This window comes from Nocardia sp. NPDC058480 (genome assembly GCF_042720495.1).
Classification (GTDB): domain Bacteria; phylum Actinomycetota; class Actinomycetes; order Mycobacteriales; family Mycobacteriaceae; genus Nocardia.
On sequence record NZ_JBHXMN010000009.1, the window covers coordinates 210977 to 228160 of the forward strand.

At 67.0% G+C, this 17184-nt stretch carries 19 protein-coding genes; 15 read left to right on the forward strand and 4 right to left on the reverse strand.

From position 1 onward, the window contains the following. Position 1: 1 nt before the first annotated feature. Both ACFWO8_RS21940 and ACFWO8_RS21945 read right to left on the reverse strand, forming a co-directional pair. The gene (locus tag ACFWO8_RS21940) at positions 2-589 is read right to left on the reverse strand and encodes a GNAT family N-acetyltransferase (RefSeq protein ID WP_378954010.1); all 588 of its coding nucleotides are present in this window, start codon (positions 587-589) and stop codon (positions 2-4) included. Further along, a complete protein-coding gene (locus tag ACFWO8_RS21945) occupies positions 586-1395 on the reverse strand; it encodes a GntR family transcriptional regulator (RefSeq protein ID WP_378954015.1) in 810 nt (269 codons plus the stop codon). Before ACFWO8_RS21945 ends, ACFWO8_RS21940 begins: the two co-directional genes overlap by 4 nt. 173 nt (positions 1396-1568) lie before the next feature. On the opposite strand from ACFWO8_RS21945, the gene ACFWO8_RS21950 reads away from it, so the two are divergent. Further along, positions 1569-2069 carry a DUF4254 domain-containing protein gene (locus tag ACFWO8_RS21950; RefSeq protein ID WP_378954019.1) on the forward strand — a complete coding sequence of 167 codons (501 nt, stop codon included), beginning with the start codon at positions 1569-1571 and terminating at the stop codon, positions 2067-2069. A 42-nt stretch (positions 2070-2111) separates the two neighbouring features. Here ACFWO8_RS21950 and ACFWO8_RS21955 read toward each other — a convergent pair whose 3' ends face one another. Continuing rightward, positions 2112-5753 carry an AAA family ATPase gene (locus ACFWO8_RS21955; RefSeq protein WP_378954023.1) on the reverse strand — a complete coding sequence of 1214 codons (3642 nt, stop codon included), beginning with the start codon at positions 5751-5753 and terminating at the stop codon, positions 2112-2114. A gap of 367 nt (positions 5754-6120) precedes the next feature. Between ACFWO8_RS21955 and infA the strand changes: the two genes are divergently transcribed. From infA to ACFWO8_RS22025, 14 genes are all read left to right on the forward strand, one after another. After that, positions 6121-6342, forward strand: a complete 222-nt coding sequence (gene infA / locus ACFWO8_RS21960) for a translation initiation factor IF-1 (protein ID WP_003418601.1) — start codon at positions 6121-6123, stop codon at positions 6340-6342. Positions 6343-6487: 145 nt separating this feature from the next. Continuing rightward, positions 6488-6601 carry a 50S ribosomal protein L36 gene (gene rpmJ / locus ACFWO8_RS21965; RefSeq protein ID WP_056818299.1) on the forward strand — a complete coding sequence of 38 codons (114 nt, stop codon included), beginning with the start codon at positions 6488-6490 and terminating at the stop codon, positions 6599-6601. 180 nt (positions 6602-6781) lie between these two features. Next, positions 6782-7153: a 30S ribosomal protein S13 gene (rpsM, locus tag ACFWO8_RS21970; RefSeq protein ID WP_378954032.1), complete on the forward strand. Its 372-nt coding sequence runs from the start codon at positions 6782-6784 to the stop codon at positions 7151-7153. Between the two features lie 9 nt (positions 7154-7162). Further along, positions 7163-7576, forward strand: coding sequence for a 30S ribosomal protein S11 (rpsK, locus tag ACFWO8_RS21975; protein ID WP_019045110.1), 414 nt, complete (start codon positions 7163-7165; stop codon positions 7574-7576). Positions 7577-7600: 24 nt separating this feature from the next. Further along, positions 7601-8206: a 30S ribosomal protein S4 gene (rpsD, locus tag ACFWO8_RS21980; RefSeq protein ID WP_067448178.1), complete on the forward strand. Its 606-nt coding sequence runs from the start codon at positions 7601-7603 to the stop codon at positions 8204-8206. Between the two features lie 91 nt (positions 8207-8297). Next, positions 8298-9356 carry a DNA-directed RNA polymerase subunit alpha gene (locus ACFWO8_RS21985; protein ID WP_056818293.1) on the forward strand — a complete coding sequence of 353 codons (1059 nt, stop codon included), beginning with the start codon at positions 8298-8300 and terminating at the stop codon, positions 9354-9356. A gap of 21 nt (positions 9357-9377) precedes the next feature. Further along, positions 9378-9893 (forward strand): 50S ribosomal protein L17, encoded by a 516-nt coding sequence (gene rplQ, locus ACFWO8_RS21990; RefSeq protein WP_378954046.1) that lies wholly within the window; start codon positions 9378-9380, stop codon positions 9891-9893. A gap of 102 nt (positions 9894-9995) precedes the next feature. After that, a complete protein-coding gene (truA, locus tag ACFWO8_RS21995; RefSeq protein ID WP_378954278.1) occupies positions 9996-10808 on the forward strand; it encodes a tRNA pseudouridine(38-40) synthase TruA in 813 nt (270 codons plus the stop codon). A gap of 222 nt (positions 10809-11030) precedes the next feature. Further along, positions 11031-11186, forward strand: a complete 156-nt coding sequence (locus ACFWO8_RS22000) for a hypothetical protein (RefSeq protein WP_378954050.1) — start codon at positions 11031-11033, stop codon at positions 11184-11186. Positions 11187-11196: 10 nt separating this feature from the next. Beyond that, entirely contained in the window at positions 11197-12174 is a 978-nt protein-coding gene (locus ACFWO8_RS22005) for a helix-turn-helix domain-containing protein (RefSeq protein WP_378954053.1), read from the forward strand. 245 nt (positions 12175-12419) lie between these two features. Further along, entirely contained in the window at positions 12420-13367 is a 948-nt protein-coding gene (locus ACFWO8_RS22010) for a helix-turn-helix domain-containing protein (protein WP_378954057.1), read from the forward strand. A gap of 320 nt (positions 13368-13687) precedes the next feature. Further along, entirely contained in the window at positions 13688-14638 is a 951-nt protein-coding gene (locus ACFWO8_RS22015) for a nitrilase-related carbon-nitrogen hydrolase (RefSeq protein WP_378954061.1), read from the forward strand. A gap of 217 nt (positions 14639-14855) precedes the next feature. After that, the gene (locus ACFWO8_RS22020; protein ID WP_378954065.1) at positions 14856-15821 is read left to right on the forward strand and encodes a helix-turn-helix domain-containing protein; all 966 of its coding nucleotides are present in this window, start codon (positions 14856-14858) and stop codon (positions 15819-15821) included. Between the two features lie 110 nt (positions 15822-15931). Then, positions 15932-16807 carry a nitrilase-related carbon-nitrogen hydrolase gene (locus ACFWO8_RS22025; RefSeq protein WP_378954070.1) on the forward strand — a complete coding sequence of 292 codons (876 nt, stop codon included), beginning with the start codon at positions 15932-15934 and terminating at the stop codon, positions 16805-16807. A gap of 31 nt (positions 16808-16838) precedes the next feature. Here ACFWO8_RS22025 and ACFWO8_RS22030 read toward each other — a convergent pair whose 3' ends face one another. Then, entirely contained in the window at positions 16839-17174 is a 336-nt protein-coding gene (locus ACFWO8_RS22030; protein ID WP_063004986.1) for a metal-sensitive transcriptional regulator, read from the reverse strand. Between the last annotated feature and the right edge of the window lie 10 nt (positions 17175-17184).

The following is a 17184-nucleotide window of genomic DNA, read 5'->3' on the forward strand; positions in this document are numbered from 1 at the left end:
GTCAGTCCCGGATCGAAGCCGCCGAGAATCTCCGCTGTGCGGTGAATCTCGGCGGCAGCCGGGGTGGCCAGGTGCACGTTTGTCGTTCGAACAGGGCCGTCGACGGACCGGAGGCCACCGGACCCGCGATCCGCGCCAGGGCGAAACCCGCACGGCGGTAATAGTTGTGGAGTCCGGCGTTGGTCGTCCACGCATCCAAGCGGACCCACGGCCGGTGTTCACAGTCGGCGAGCTGCGCCGCATGGGCCAACATGTGATCGCCCACTCGTCGCCCCGCGAACCGCAGATCGACGATCATGAAATGCACGATCACCGACTCGGCCAGCTCCCATGCCGACCACAGACCCGGATCCGAACGATGGTTGACCGTGATCGTCCCCGCGGACTCACCGTCAACCTCCGCGATCCACGTCTCGCCCCGGTCCAGCGCCCGCCCCACCGCCCCGGCGAAGATCTCGATCGGCCTGCCGCGTCCGGCCACCGTCCACTGATCCGACCCGCGTGCCGTCAGCCACGACGTGCGCTGGACGCGCAGGCGGCAGATCAGCGGCAGATCGCCCAGGGTGGCCGGGCGCAGGCGCACCGTCATGGCACCGCGACGGCCAACCCGGGTGCGATGCCGAGGGTGCGGGCGATCACGTCGGTGCCCGTGGTGTCGCCGAGCTGGTAGGCCAGCTGATTGCGGCCAGCCAGAGACCGGTGGCGGGTGGCGCGGGTGACGCGTTCGTGGTTGGCGCCGATGCGCAGGTGGTCGAGCAGGACGGTGCCGGTGGCGACGCCGAGTACCGCCGCTTCTTCGGCGGTGGCGGCACGGGCCAGCACGGTATCGCGGTGGGCGGTCTCGCCGTAGCCGCGGTCGGCCAGACGCCGGGTGGTGCCCTCGGGGATATCGCGGGGGGAGTCGATGCCGGCGGCTTCGGCGAGGTCGCGGGGGTAGAAGCTCACCTCCCACGACCACGGTTCGTGGTCGAGGTACTGCACGACCGTGCGGGCAAGCACCCAGGAGTCGGCGGTGACACCGAGCCAGCGCGCGACCTCGGCGCTCGCGGGTTCCATCCTGGTGCTGAATTGCTTGGACGGTTCGCGGTTGGCCGCGCGCGCGATCTCGGAGAAGATGTCGTGCGCCGACTTCGGCCGATCGCGACGGATGTGGTCGGTGACCACCGATTCCAGTACTTCCTGGTTTCGCACGATGGTGCCGCGGGAAGTCGCTGTGTAGACAAGATTTTCAGCGACGAGCACCTGAATCGCGTTGCGCGAGGTGGTGATCGAGACCTGCATCTGGGTGGCGAGCTCGGAGTGACTCGGCAGTCGATCGCCCGGTTTCCAAGTGCCCGCACGGATCTCCTCACGGAGAAGGTTCGCGATCCGGAGATAGGTCGGACCGTCCGCCATCATGCTCCTCGGTAGGTCGTGCAGGTAACGAAGTGTACTCGTATCGGTTACCTACGGCCGAGTAATGCTTGACAGAGAGCTTGCGAGGTTTATTGTAATGAACGTCCTGATCCGGTGCTCTGCGGCGATGACGGCGAGGCAACGTGGCTGGTTCGGAGAGTTCAACAGTTGTAATGGCTTTCCCCGACACCATGCGGTGTGTCGATACCGCCGGGCCCCCGGCTGCTACCGGTCTGTTACCCCTCTCCGACATTCTCGTCCGGGCGTGTCGCGGACATCGGGTGGTCGGTGGGCCGCTGTTGTGGTTCGCGCGCGATCTGGCGGTGCTGCACGAGAAACGCATTGTCGGGCGCGGCGGACGGGTCGACACCGATCCGGTGGTCCTGCGCGAAATAGACTGTCGCCGTAGTGAACTGGTGCTGGCGATCGATGACTGGGTGCTGCGGGCAATACCGCAGCACCGCCTCGGCGCGACACTGCACACGGAGACCGTCGGCTCGGTCATCGACCGCATGGCCGAGGCTTCCGTGCGAGCGCACCATGCGCTGATGACCCTGGCCGCACACGACGAGATGCTGCACTGCGCGTGGCACCATCTGGCCGAACTGGCCGATGCCTACGACGATCTGGTGCGTGACGTGCTGGCCGGGCGGCGCAGGTTGCCGGAGTGGTGAGCTAGCTCCGCCGTGGCAGCCGCACCGCCGCAGCGCGCGGGCTCAGCCGATGCGGCGGTGGTCGACGCCGAACTCGTCGGCCACCGTGGCCGCCAGTTCCACGTAGGCGCGCTTGGTTGATTTGTGGAGGCGGTGTAGGTCGATTTCGGCGCCCTCGGAGAGGTGTTCGTCGAAGGGGATGATGTGGACGGCGCGGCAGCGGGAGAGGAAGTACTCGCGCAGCTGCTGGATGCCGACGTTGGGTGAGCCCTCGCGGGGCAGGTTGATCACGACCACCGCGTTGCGGACCAGGTGGTCGTGGCCGTGCAGCGACAGCCAGTCCAGGGTCGCGGCGGCGCTGCGGGCACCGTCGATGGCGGCGGAGGAGATCAGCACCAGGGAGTGGGCCAGGTCGAGGACGCCGCTCATCGCCGAGTGCATCAGACCGGTGCCGCAGTCGGTGAGGATGATGTTGTAGAAGCGCTGCAGGATCCGGGCTACGGCCCGGTACTCCTCGTCGTTGAACGCTTCCGATGCGGCGGGATCACGTTCGCTGGCAAGGACTTCCAGGCGGCTCGAGCCCTGAGAGGTGTGCCTGCGAACATCGGAGTATCGCTGGATCGACGGGTCGAGCAGCAGGTCGCGCACTGTCGAGCGGGTTTGGATGGCTACTCGCTGCGACAGGGTGCCGAAGTCGGGGTTGGCGTCGACGGCGATGACTCGGTCACCGCGGATCGAGGCGAAGATCGAGCCGATACCGGTCGTTGTGGTCGTCTTGCCGACGCCACCCTTGAGCGAGAGGACCGCGATCCGGTAGTCGCCGCGCACGGGTTGACGGATACGGGCAACGAGTTCCTGCAGGCGCAGTTCCTCGGCGGACATGCCGGGATTGATCGCGCCACCGGACGCGTGATGCACCGCCTTGCGCCAACCACTGCCCGGGGCCTTCTTGGCACGCTTGACCGGGACGTTGTCGAGCGAGGGCTGGTAGCCCTGTGGCTGTGCGCCCCAACCAGGTTGGCCGTGGGGCTGCTGGCCCTGGCTGGGCTGCTGGTACTGCTGCGGGGCCGCATTGGGCTGCTGGTACTGCGCGGGCGTGCCGTCGGGCTGGTACTGCTGGCCAGGTCCGTTGGGCTGGTTGTACTGCTGCGCGGGCGTGCCGTCGGGCTGGTACTGCTGGCCGGGTCCGTTGGGCTGGAACTGCTGGCCGGGTCCGTTGGGCTGGTTGTACTGCTGCGCAGGAGAGCCATCCGGCTGGAACTGCTGGGCCGGGCCGTTCGGGGGAAACTGTTGCTGCGTCCCCTGATTCGGCTGTTGGTACTGCGGAGCCGGGGAGCCGTCGGGCCGATACTGCGGCGCGGGAGTGCCGTCGGGGTGCTGGTGCTGCGCCGGAGCGGCATCGGGCCGATACTGCGGTGCTGCGCCGTCGGATCGCTGGGCGACGCCATCGGGACCGTAGGTGGGCAGACCGTCGGGCTGCTGGTGCTGGGCCGGGGTGCCGTCCGGGCGGGGATACGGCGACGCGGTATCGGCCGCCTGCACGAATTCACCCGAGCGATAACCGGTTTGCGCGGCGCGTGCCTGTTCCGCCGCGTTCGCGCCACCCTGCCCGCTCGCATCGACGCCAGGCGGACGGGTCTGTAGTCGAGGATCATCGGACCGGAAGACCTCGGTCCGCCCATCCGGCGCATGCGTCGGTACGACCGGCGTGGGATCACCGGGAACCGAATTGTATTGCGTCGCAGGATAAGCCGGAGGCGGCACATTCTCGCCCGACGCATACGGCGACCGCTGCTCGGTAGCCGGTGGCCGCTGCGGAGCCACGGATTCACCGGAGCTGTACGGCGATCCGTGCTGCGGCGCGGATTCGCTTGCGGCGTGCGGGGATCGGGCATCCGAACGCCCGGCTTCCGAGGATGTTTCGGGAGTCGAGTAGTCCGGCGGCGTCTGCGCCGCGTGGCGCTGCGCTGCGGAATCGCTTGCAGCCTGCGGGGATCGGGAGCCTGCCTGCGCGGCTTCCGCTAGCGGATCGGGAGTCGCGGAGGTCGTCGACGGTCCGTGGGGCCGAGGCTCGGACGCGACACGGTCTGCCGTTGTCGGCGACTGCGTGTGATCGGCGAACGAGTCCCAGGCTGCCTGCGGTTCGGCCGCGGTCGGCTGCGCGGCGTTTTCGGCGGCGACGGTGTTCGCTGGTGCGTCCTCGCCGGGCATCGCCCATCCGCCGGACGCATGAGGCGCACCGGTCGTCTGCGATGCCGGCGACTCCGCGGCGGGCGATGATGTTGTCGCCGTGGCTGATTCGGGCGCATCGTTGCCAGCCTGGCGAGCCGGCGTGGCCTGCTCGGCCTCCTGGAACGACGGCGCCGGTCGTGTTTCCCGCTCGGCCGCTCGCGCGGAGGTCGACTGCGAGTCGGTGCTGGGTTGTCCGGCTTCCTCGCGTGGCGGCACCGGTTGGGGTGCCGCGTGGCCTGCCTGCTCGACTTCCCGGTCCGCGGCGACCGGCAGCTGCTCGGCGGTGGTCGGCTGTGGCGGGACGGTCAGACGTGGTGGGGCCTGGGTCGGCCGCGCAGGCGGGTCCGGCAGGGGAGGGGGCGGCGGGAGGTCGGGGCGCTGCTGGTTCGGGCCGAGCGGGGTGAAGCCGGTCGACGGCGCTGCGGGGGTACGCGTCGGGAGTGCGTTCGCGGCGTGATCGGCCGCCTCGGTGTTCGGCGCGGGCGTGGCCGGGCCCGCGTGCGGATGCCCGCTGGTCGGCGAAGGCGGGAGCGAAGGAGGCGCGCCGGTGGAGGACAACGCGGGATCTGCTGGTGGCTGCGCCGTCGGCCAAGGAGCCGAGCTGGTCGACGATGCCTGGCCGCCGGCCCACGGGGCCGGGTCCGCAGCCGAAGGCCCCGGGATGGGCGACGAACCGTGGGCGTCCGGCCGCGGCGCAGGATCGGTCGATGCCGGCGGTGCGCTGGTCGGCGGCGTCAGCGGGTTCGGCCCAGCCTGCCAGCCGGTGTTCGGCTGCTCGGGCACAGCCTGCTGGTGTGGCTGCTGATACTGCGACCCATCGCGGCCCGCCTGCGGCTCGCGGCTTGCCTGCTGGTGTGGGGGCTGCTCGCGGGTTGGCTGCGGGGATGGCGCCTGCCCCTGCGCGGGCTGCTGGTACGACCCCTGCCCCTGCGCGGGCTGCTGGTACGACCCCTGAGCGGGCTGCTGGTACGACTCCTGCGCCTGGGTGGGCTGGTAAGAGCCCTGCGCCTGTGCGGCCTGCTGCTCGCGGCTCGGCGACTGCGGATAGTCGCGGCCTGCCTGGTGCGGCGGCTGGTCGTAGGTGGGCTGCTGACGCGGCTGTTCTTCGCCGCGCGGCTGCTGATGGGACGGGCCGGGAATCAGTGGGTTCGCGGGCTGCTGGGCGGTGGACCAGCCGGAACCGGACTGATGAGTCGGCTCGGCAGGGCGTCGCTGGTCGTGGGGTTCGGCCGGCCGGGCGGACTGCTGGGCGGGGGCCTCTTCCTCGGACTCACGGTCCTTACGGCGGCGCCTGCCCTTGTCCTTACGCGGAGCATCGTCACCACGGCCCATGAAGCGGCGGCGTTTGGGTGCCTCATCGATCTCGTCGTCCTGGGGCAGGTTCTCGACCGGAGCCTCGTAACCGACCTGTGTGACGTCGCTCTCCGACAGCCACGGCGGCAGCATGGGGAGGCTGTCGTTGTTGCGGCTCACCGGCACGCCTCGCTCACCAGGGTCCCCCGATTCTGATCGACCCACTTCTCCGACGCCGTGGAGTTTACGCGACAACCCCGACACCGTGGTGGGCGCCTCATCTCTGTGGCCGAACCTCTGATCGCCCACCGTCAACCCCCAGATCTCTGGGGGGACAAGCCAGCCCGATAGCGCGGTGTAAGGCCCGATCGGGGTGTACCGTGCGGGGCACTTTTGCCTCTGGCCGCCCGGCCCGGTAAGCTTGAGCGGCGGTGCACCTATGCGCCGCCTGTTCGCATGCATGTCGACCGTTCGTCGTCGACGCCTCGTGTGTGAACAGCACGAGTAATCCAAACTCAGGTTGAGCGTAACCGGGATCGCGGAGGATATGGCGAAGAAAGACGGGGCCATCGAGGTCGAGGGTCGAGTTGTCGAGCCGCTGCCCAATGCGATGTTCCGGATCGAGCTCGAGAACGGTCACAAGGTTCTCGCGCACATCAGCGGAAAGATGCGGCAGCACTACATTCGTATCCTTCCGGAAGACCGCGTGGTCGTCGAGCTGTCGCCGTACGACCTCTCACGCGGCCGGATTGTCTACCGCTACAAGTGATGCCTGACGGCGTCGCGAGCCCTACCGGCGCGCGGCGTCGCACAGTGTCCCGGCACCGGGACGCACCCCAGACTTCCCCAGTCCTCTGGCTGGGGAAAAACTGTGTTCACACCACCTGTGTGGACCAACAAAAGATTGGACTGACGTGAAGGTTAATCCGAGCGTCAAGAAGATCTGCGAGAAGTGCAAGGTGATCCGCCGTCATGGTCGGGTCATGGTGATTTGCGACAACCTGCGCCACAAGCAGCGCCAGGGCTGATCCAGCCTCACCACCGGGCACCGATCGTTTGATCGGACTGACCGAAAGAAGCACTCCCAGCTCCAGCACGCACGTACTTGTGCGCGCCATCCACCGGCACGGAGGCCGGTGCCCCCACTTTGGTGAAGACGGGGGGACGGACGGGGAGCAGACCTCCGCAACCATTAAGGAACCTGCCACATGGCACGTCTGATGGGCGTTGATCTCCCGCGCGAAAAGCGCATGGAGATCGCGCTGACCTACATTTTCGGAATCGGGCGCACCCGCGCCACTCAGATCCTGGCCGAGACGGGCGTCAGCCCGGACCTGCGCTCCAAGGATCTCAGCGACGACGACCTGTCGAAGCTCCGCGATTACATCGAGGGCACCGACTACAAGGTCGAAGGTGACCTGCGCCGCGAGGTTCAGGCCGATATTCGCCGCAAGATCGAGATCGGCTGCTACCAGGGCATCCGCCACCGTCGTGGCCTGCCCGTTCGTGGTCAGCGCACCAAGACCAACGCGCGTACGCGCAAGGGTCCGAAGAAGACCGTCGCCGGCAAGAAGAAGTAGGGATAGCGTATGCCTCCGAAGAGCCGGGCCGCTGGCCCGAAGAAGACTCAGAAGTCGCGTCGCCGGGATAAGAAGAACATCCCGCACGGCCACGCGCACATCAAGAGCACGTTCAACAACACGATCGTCTCGATCACCGACCCCGAGGGCAATGTCATCTCGTGGGCGTCGTCGGGTCACGTCGGTTTCAAGGGTTCGCGTAAGAGCACCCCGTTCGCCGCGCAGCTCGCTGCCGAGAACGCTGCCCGCAAGGCGCAGGAGAACGGCGTCAAGAAGGTCGACGTGTTCGTGAAGGGTCCGGGTTCGGGCCGCGAGACCGCGATCCGTTCGCTGCAGGCCGCTGGCCTGGAGGTCGGCTCGATCTCCGATGTCACTCCCCAGCCGCACAACGGCTGCCGTCCGCCCAAGCGGCGTCGCGTCTAACAGCGGGAAAGGAAAAAGCTTAAAATGGCACGTTATACAGGCCCCATCACCCGCAAGTCGCGTCGTCTGCGCGTCGACCTCGTCGGAGGCGACCAGGCGTTCGAGCGTCGTCCTTACCCGCCCGGCCAGCACGGCCGCGCGCGGATCAAGGAATCCGAGTACCTCATGCAGCTGCAGGAGAAGCAGAAGGCTCGCTTCTCGTACGGCGTCATGGAGAAGCAGTTCCGTCGTTACTACGAAGAGGCCAACCGCCTCAAGGGTAAGACCGGCGACAACCTGCTCCGTCTGCTCGAGGCTCGTCTGGACAACGTCGTGTACCGCGCCGGTCTGGCCCGTACCCGTCGTCAGGCCCGTCAGCTGGTCAGCCACGGTCACTTCATCGTCAACGGTGTCAAGGTGAACGTCCCCAGCTACCAGGTCTCCCAGTACGACATCATCGATGTCAAGGAGAAGTCGCTCCCGACGCTGCCGTTCCAGGTGGCTCGCGAGACCGTCGGCGACCGTCCGGTTCCCGGTTGGCTGCAGGTCGTCCCCGGCCGCCTGCGCATCCTGGTGCACCAGCTGCCCGAGCGCGCGCAGATCGATGTGCCGCTGCAGGAACAGCTCATCGTCGAGTACTACTCGAAGTAATCGCTTAACGGTGGGGGCCGTCACGCGGCGGCCCCCGCAATCACTGACGAGGCATCAAATAGCGGATGCCCTGAACAGGAAGTAGATCCTCATGCTGATTTCCCAGCGTCCGACACTGACCGAAGAGGTTGTGGCGGAGAACCGCTCGAAGTTCACCATCGAACCCCTCGAGCCGGGCTTCGGTTACACCCTCGGCAACTCGCTGCGTCGTACCCTGCTGTCCTCCATCCCGGGGGCCGCGGTCACGAGCATCCGCATCGACGGCGTCCTGCACGAGTTCACCACCGTCCCCGGCGTGAAGGAAGATGTCACCGACATCATCCTGAACCTCAAGGGTCTGGTCGTGTCCTCCGAAGAGGACGAGCCGGTCACCATGTACGTGCGCAAGCAGGGCCCGGGCACCGTCACCGCTGGTGACATCGTCCCGCCTGCCGGCGTCATCGTGCACAACCCGGACATGCACATCGCCACCCTCAACGACAAGGGCAAGCTCGAGATCGAGCTCGTCGTCGAGCGGGGTCGCGGTTACGTGCCCGCCGTGCAGAACAAGGCGACCGGCGCGGAAATCGGCCGGATCCCGGTGGATTCGATCTACTCCCCGGTGCTCAAGGTGACCTACAAGGTCGAGGCCACCCGTGTCGAGCAGCGCACCGACTTCGACCGTCTCATCCTCGACGTGGAGACCAAGAACTCCATCACGGCCCGGGACGCGCTCGCTTCGGCGGGTAAGACCCTGGTCGAGCTCTTCGGCCTGGCCCGTGAGCTCAACGTCGAAGCCGAGGGCATCGAGATCGGCCCCAGCCCGGCCGAGGCAGATCACATCGCCTCGTTCGGCCTGCCGATCGAGGACCTGGACCTCACCGTCCGGTCCTACAACTGCCTCAAGCGCGAGGGTGTGCACACGGTGGGCGAGCTTGTCGCCCGTACCGAGTCGGACCTGCTCGACATCCGCAACTTCGGCCAGAAGTCCATCGACGAGGTGAAGGTCAAGCTGCACACGCTGGGCCTCTCGCTCAAGGACAGCCCGGCGTCGTTCGACCCGTCCTCCGTGGTGGGTTACGACGCGAGCACCGGAACGTGGAGCGACAGCGGCACGTTCAGTGATACCGACGGCGGCGAGCAGGACTACGCCGAAACCGAACAGCTTTAATACGCCCAGGAGAAACCCACAATGCCCAAGCCCAAGAAGGGCCGCCGGTTCGGCGGCTCGGCGTCGCACCAGAAGGCGATCTTCGCCAACCTGGCCACGGCGCTTTTCGAGCACGGTCGGATCACGACCACCGAGGCCAAGGCCAAGGCGGTTCGTCCCTATGCCGAGAAGATCATCACCAAGGCGAAGGGCGGCACTCTCGCCGACCGTCGTGAGGTCATGAAGGACATCCGCAGCAAGGACATCGTCCACGTGCTGTTCGCGGAGATCGGTCCCTCGTTCGAGGGTCGCGAGGGTGGCTACACGCGTATCACCAAGGCGCTGCCGCGCAAGGGTGACAACGCGCCGATGGCCATCATCGAGCTCGTCCGCGAGAAGACCGTGACCAACGAGGCCGATCGGGCTCGTCGTGTCGCCGCTTCGCAGAAGACCGAAGAGGCTCCGGCCGCTGAGGTCGTCGAGGAGACCGTCGCCGACGAGACCGTGGCTGATGCCCCGGCCGCCGACGAGGCCACCGAGGACAAGAAGGACGCCTGATTCTCAGGAGTTCTGCCGAGCCCGTCACCCTTCGTGGGTGGCGGGCTCGGTTCTTTCTGTGCGCGAATTCAGGAGAATGCCATGGATGAGACGTCGACTCGGGTGCGGCTCGGGATCAGTTACGACGGCACCGATTTCACCGGCTGGGCACGTCAGCCGGGGTTGCGCACGGTGCAAGGTGTGCTCGAGGAGTCGCTGTCGAAGGTGTTGCGTGAGCCACTTGCGCTGACGGTCGCCGGACGTACCGACGCGGGCGTGCACGCCGAAGGTCAGGTCGCGCACTTCGACACGGTGGCCGAATTCGACGCCGACAAGTTGATGTACCGCATGGCCAAGTTCCTGCCCAAGGACGTGCGGATCACCGAAATCCGCACCGCCCCTCCCGAATTCGACGCGCGCTTCTCCGCGATGCGCCGCCACTACGCCTACCGGCTCACCGCTGCCCCCTACGGCGCGCAGCCGTTGCAGGCGCGCGGGGTGGTGCCGTGCAAGCCCGGCGTAGACCTCGAGGCCATGCGCGCCGCATCCCGAAACCTGTTGGGCCTGCACAACTTCGCCGCTTTCTGCCGCCGCCGCGAGGGCGCGACCACCATCCGTGAACTCCAGCGCTTCGACTGGGAACGCGACGGCGACCTGCTCACCGCCTACGTCAGCGCCGACGCCTTCTGCTGGTCGATGGTTCGCAGCCTCGTCGGCGCGGTCCTCGCGGTCGGCGAAGGCCGCCGAACGCCTGAATGGACGAAGGCCCTGCTCGCCGAGACCGAACGATCCAGCTCGGTCACCGTCGCCCCCGCCCACGGGCTGAGCCTGATCGCCGTCGACTACCCCGCCGACGCCGACCTCGCCGCCCGCAACATCCAAACCCGCGAAACCAGAACTGTGCCGGCACCCGAAGGCGGCTGCTGCGGCGATTGATTGCCGTATCCGTTCTCGCAGTGACATCGCATCGGCCGAGTGGCGATTCGATTGTTATTCACTACAATTCCGGCCGATAGAAAGAAGGCGGCTTCTTTGCAACTGTGTTGGTCTTCGGTGGTGGCGCTCACCTTATCGGTGTGGTGAATGGTGGCGATGCTAGGTTTCTCTCAGACGATGGATACCTCCTCGGCCGCGTCATTCGATGAATGGGAAACGGTAATGGCGAGTGTCGAAGTGCTGTACGTCGGTATCTGTCTGTCGGGCAGCGGGCGGATCACGCAGGGCAGCCGAATGGCCGAATTGCGGCCGGGCGAAATCGTATTCGTCGACGGTAGGCGCCTCCGGGCGAGCCTGCGCCCTGTCGCGGTGGAATAGCGATCGGGCGATGACGGCGTTCGAGGGTTTTCCCGAGATCTGCTCGACTGCGCAGATCGCCGAGCCGGACGCGTTCGGGTACTGGGAACAGCTGGTTGCCGGCGCGCTCACCGAGGTGTCGATCGCGCCAACCGTGCCGCGCGCGTTCGAGGGGCGGATCAGGTCGGCCGATTTCGGTGATGTCGCGGTGGGCACAGTGCTCGCCGAGGGGCACGAATTGCGCCGGACGCGACGGCACATCGCCAGGGCCGACGATTTCCATGTCATCGGTAGCGTCGTCCTCGCCGGGCGCGCCCAGGTGGAGCACGCGGGACACCGCGTCGAGCTGACGCCGGGCGCGATGATCTTCTACGACACTGCGCAGCCGATCCGGTGGCGCTCGGACGGCCTGATCGAGGATCTCACCGTCCGGGTGCCCCGGCAGCAGGTCGTCGACTATCTGGGGGTTCGTGCCGACGTACTGCCTGCCGGGATGGTTCTCGGGGAGGGTGGCGTCGGGCTCATGCTGGCCAGATTCTTCCAGCGGGTCGCACAGTTGCACAGCACGGACCCGGCGGCGGCGGCAGTGCTCGCGGGCAGCGGCATCGATCTCCTCGGTGCGGCGGCCACCATCGCGGCGGGCGGGCGACCCGGCCGGGCGCAGACCGCGGCGGTGAACGAACAGCACGTGCTGGACTTCTTGCGGGCCAACTTCACCGACCCAGGTTTGACGATCGAGCGGATCGCGGACGCCTGTGGGGTGTCGCGGCGCACGCTCTATCGGGTGGTCGCGGAGTTCGAGGGCGGACTCGGGGCTGTGCTGCGCGGCTTGCGGCTCGAACGGGCTCGGGTGTTACTCGCGGCCGCCGATTTCCGGTCGGTGGCGGCAGTGGCAACCGCGTCGGGATTCGCCACCGAGCGACAGTTCTATCGAGCGTTCCAGGCGGAGACGGGCATGACGCCGGGCGAATACCGAATAGTTGCCCGTTCCGGCACTCACATCGGCTGACACTGGCGCCACGCCCGGTATAGTGACATGCCTCACATGGAGTATTTACCTTGAAAGACTCGCACTGGATACCCGCTGGAATTGCCAGTGATAGACGCCTTTAGGGTGACGTCCAACCATCCCGTTCGGAAACTTTCGATGGAAACGAGTCGGTCGATCTGGCAGGCTCTGTTCAGGGCGAGCTCGCCGATTGTGCGACGCCAACTGTTTGCTGTTCGGTTCGGATAGGGAGCGAGGTGGTTGGCATGGCGGTTGCGGAGACCCGCGCCGGGGGAAGCGAATCGTTTGCCGAATGGGAGTCGCTGCTCTCGGAGAGCTATGTCCCGCTGATGGTCGACCCGAGAGGTGAGGGCGGCTTCCACGGCCGGATCGAACGCACCAGCCAGCCTGGCTTCGATCTGTCGACGGTCAGCGCGGGCGCCCAGCGCATCCGCCGCACCCCTCGCGGAATCGCGAAGACCGAGGGCGAATTCCTCCTGGTCTCCATCCTGACCGAAGGTTCCGGCCTGCTGCACCAGGACGATCGGGTGGCGTTGGTGCGGCCCGGCGACATGGTCTTCTATGACACCTCTCGCCCGTATCACTGGGATCTCGGCGGACCGTGGTCGCAGGTCGTGGTGCAGACACCGCTCGAGGTCCTGCGCCAGCAACTGGGCTCCGGCAATTCCCCGTTGCCGACCGCGGTGACGGTTACCGCCGACAGCGCGGGCGGGGTGGTCGCCGGCTTCTTCCGCGATCTGGCCCGCGTCCAGCAGAGCGCCCCTGGCCACGCGACCGTGCTGGCCGACAGCGGTGTCAAACTGCTCGCCTCCGCGGTCCGGCTGGCCTCGGGGGACATTCCGTCGGGTGAGCCCGCGCAGGCGTTGTCCCGCGAGCAGGTGCTCGCTTTCATGCGAACCAGATGCGCCGATCCGAGCCTGACGATCGACGACATCGCCCGAGCCTGTCTGGTGTCGCGACGAACGCTGTACCGGCTGTTCGGTGACGTGGAGGACGGGCTCAGCGCCGTGCTGCGGCGTATGCGGGTGGAATGCGCGCGCACGCTGCTCGCCCGCTATCCCAGCCGGGCGACAGCGACCGTCGCGCTCGCGTCAGGCTTTGCGTCCGAACGCCACTTCTTCCGTGCCTTCCGGCTGGAGACCGGGATGACGCCCGGCGAATTCCGCATGATCGCGACGAGTGCGCTTATCTGATCGCGCCTTTTCCTCACAAGACCGTCTGGCCATCGCCACGCCCTTTCCGTCGACGGGTTCGACGGGCCGCGAGGGGTATTCGACTGTCCGCTGGTGTCGAGCACCCTTGAATAATGGTCGGCGCTTCGGCAAGCTCTTAGCAAGACTCATGTCGAGGTTTGCATCGAACCCAATGGCGTGCGCCGAAACCGATTTCCGGCCGTAAACGGCGGATTGGCACAGACGGTCAGTTGCCTGGCACAGGATGACAGTTTGTGTGGCGCCATTCTGCGAGAGAGTGAATTGAACAATCTTCACTGGTTGAGCGACAAGGGGGCACGATGAGTCGGGTACGCGTGGCAGCGGTGCAAGCCGAGCCGAAGTGGTTGAATCTGTCCGCAGGAGTCGAACAGACAATCGAATATATCGAGTCGGCCGAACGGGGCGGCGCGCAACTGATCGCTTTTCCGGAGACCTTCCTGCCCGGATTTCCGTGGTGGATGTGGCTCAATTCGGTCGACTGGGGTGAGGAATTCCTGGCCAGATACCTGGCCAACGCGCTGACCGCCGACGGCCCGGAACTGCGTGCCATCGCCTACGCGGCCCGCCGTAAGGGCCTGCACGTCTCGATCGGCTTCGCCGAGCGGGCCGGCCGTGAGGTCTTCATGTCTCAGGCCTTGATCGATGCCGACGGCACCATCGCCGTCGCTCGCAAGGCTGAACCGACCGGGCTCGAGCGCACTGTCTTCAGCGTTTCCCCAGGCGGGGGACCGCTGGTCCGCGACACCGTGCACGGCCGGATCGGTGTGCTCGGCGGCGCCGATCATCTCCGCGCGGACCTGCGCGGACAGATGCACGATCAGCGCGAGCAGATCCACGTGTCGGCGTGGTCGGGCTTCACCGTGTACTACGGCGAGGGCAAGGAGTGGGGGCCCGATCTCAATACCGCCGCCAGTGTCCGCTACGCGATGGACGGGTCAACCCATGTCATCGCGCCCGTCGCGGTCGTGCCGGTGGCGGGCTGGGAGGTTGTCGACGCGCGCACGCCCGAGCGGCGCCTGCTCCGTGGCGGTGGCGGGGTCTCGCGGATCTTCGGACCCGGAGGGCTCGAACTCGCCACGCCACTCGCGGAAGGCGAGGAGGGGCTGCTCTACGCCGATCTCGATCTCGGTCGCGCCCTTCGCAAGGCCACCGCGGCTGCGCCGCGCGGCGAGCGCTTGCAGCCTATGCGGGTGTCGAGCGGTCGGGTCGTGCGGCGCGAGCCGGTGCGCGCCGGACTGGCCGGGGCATAAGGCGATGGCCGCGGCGTACCGCATTGTCGATGGTTGTTTCGCAGCGGCATATTCGCCGTGATCGCTGCGAATCGCAGGTTACTGAAGGGGCTTTCGCAGAAGTATCTTCGCTGGTGGCGTGCATCAAATGTTCCCATTGAGAGGGTGTGCCGAAGGGGCTATTGTTGGCCGATGTCGTAGAGGCGGCTATGTCTGAGCTGGCGGAGGTTGGCTGCCGATGGCGAACGAACCGACGACGCTCGAGTTCTCGGCGACGACGCCCCGGAGCGTGGAGTTCGAGCAATGGGAAGCGTTGATGACGCAGACCTATTTCCCGCTCGCACTCGACCCCACCTTGGACGCACCCACGTTCGGCAGGCTCACCAGCAGTGCGCTGCCCGGTGTCGCCGACTTCTCGCTGACCGCGCTCGCGGGTGGGAATCAGGAATTCCGGCGCACCAAGACCCATGTGGCATGTGCGGATGAGGAATACCTGCTGGTCAGCATTCAGGTCGCCGGTCAGGCCAGGCTCACGCAGGACGGCCGCTCGGTGCTGCTGAAGCCGGGCCAGATGACGTTCCTCGACACCGCGCGACCCTCGCTCTGGCACGACAGCGTGTCCTACGAGCAGGTGTGCGTGCGAGTGCCGACACGGCTGCTCCGCCTGCAGCCGGGGCTCGGCGAGGTGCGCATACCGACCGCCACCGTGATTGCTCCGGACAGCCCGGCGGGTGTGGTGGCCACCTACTTTCGTGAGCTCGCCCGGGTCCGCGCGCAATCGCCCGCGCAGGCCGACATCCTGGCCAGAAGCGCGCTCGACCTCCTCGGCTCGGCGGTGCTGCTCGCTTCGGGGAGCGAACCTACCGAGGCCCCCGCCGACGCGCTCAGTCGCGAACACGTCATGGTCTACCTCCGAAAGCATTGCACCGAACCGGAATTGACCGTCGACGAGGTTGCGGCAGCCTGCCACATCTCGCGCCGCACACTGTTTCGGATCTTCGACGGCACCGGCGACAGCCTCAGCACTACCCTGCGCAGACTGCGAGTCGCGCATGCGCAGAAGCTGCTGGCCCGCAGCAGAAGCCACCAGCCCGCGGCGGTCGCTTTCGCCTCGGGATTCGCCTCCGAACGGCACTTCTATCGCGTGTTCCAGCGGGAAACCGGAATGACGCCCGGTGCATATCGGCAGTCGCGCTTCGGGTGATCAACGTGGCACCGATTGTCAGCGGCTTGGCGCGGTAGGGCTGTAAGCACGATCGTTCTTGCATCACACTGGATTTCGTTGGAACAGTGCGGTGCGAGGGGCGATCCACGATGTCGATTCGGATCAGGGCGGCAGCAGTGCAGGCCGAACCTGCGTGGCTGCATCTGCCTGCCGGTGTCGCGCAGACGATCGGGTTCATCGAGGACGCGGGCGCCGGTGGGGCGCAGCTCATCGCGTTTCCCGAGGTCTTTCTGCCGGGGTATCCCTGGTGGCTGTGGCTGAACTCGGTGGACTGGGGGTCGGAGTTCCAGTCGCGGTATCTCGCCAACTCGATGACCAGAGATGGCGCCGAGATGGCTGCCATCGCGGACGCGGCACAGTGGGCCCAGGTGCGGGTGGTGCTCGGGTTCGCCGAGCGGGCCGGCGACGAAATCTATATGTCGCAGGCGATGGTGAGCCCGGAGGGGCAGGTGCAGGTGGCGCGCAAGCAATGGCCGACGCCACTGGAACGTGAAGTCTTCGCCGACGGTGTGGCGCCGTCGGAGGTTTACCACACTGAACTGGGCCGGGTCGGCGTCCTGGGGGGAGCCGATCATCTGTGCCCGGACCGGCGCGTGGACCTGTGGCGGGAGCAGGTCCACGTTGCCGCGTTCTCTGGATTCACCGTGTATCACGAGGTCAGCGACGACATCGTGCTCGCGGTGAACAGCAAGGTCGCCGAACAGTACGCGCGCGACAGTGGGGTCGTGGTGATCGCGCCGACGGCGCTCGTTCCGATGACGGGCTGGTCGGTCGTCGACGCGCGTTCGCCGCAACATCTGCTGCTCAGCGGCGGCGGTGGGGTGGCCAGGATCCTCGGCCCGGACGGCCGTGATCTGGTGCGGCCGTTGCCGCCGGGCAAGTCGGGGCTGCTGTTCGCCGACTTCGTCATCGACGAGGCGGCCAATCCGTGGACCGACGGACAGGATTGCCTGCGTGCGGGCTAGCGATTCGCCCCGCGTTCGGTGCTACCCGGCTTCAGGACCTGACCAACCGTGCGATCGCGTCGGTGGCCTCTTTGATCTTGGCCTCGGCCTCGGGTCCACCGGCCACCGCGGCATCGACCACGCAGTGCGAGATGTGGTCCTCGAGCAGCCCCATCGCGACGGCCTGCAGCGCCTTGGTCATGGCGGAGACCTGGGTGAGGATGTCGATGCAGTATTTCTCCTCTTCGACCATCCGCTGGAGCCCGCGCGATTGGCCCTCGATGCGGCGCAATCGCTTGAGGTAGTCGTCCTTGGCGGTGATGTAGCCGTGGCCTGCGTGGCCCGCGTGCTCGTCGCCGGTCGCGGTGTCGGGGGTGGGTGTTGTCACCGTAGGTCTC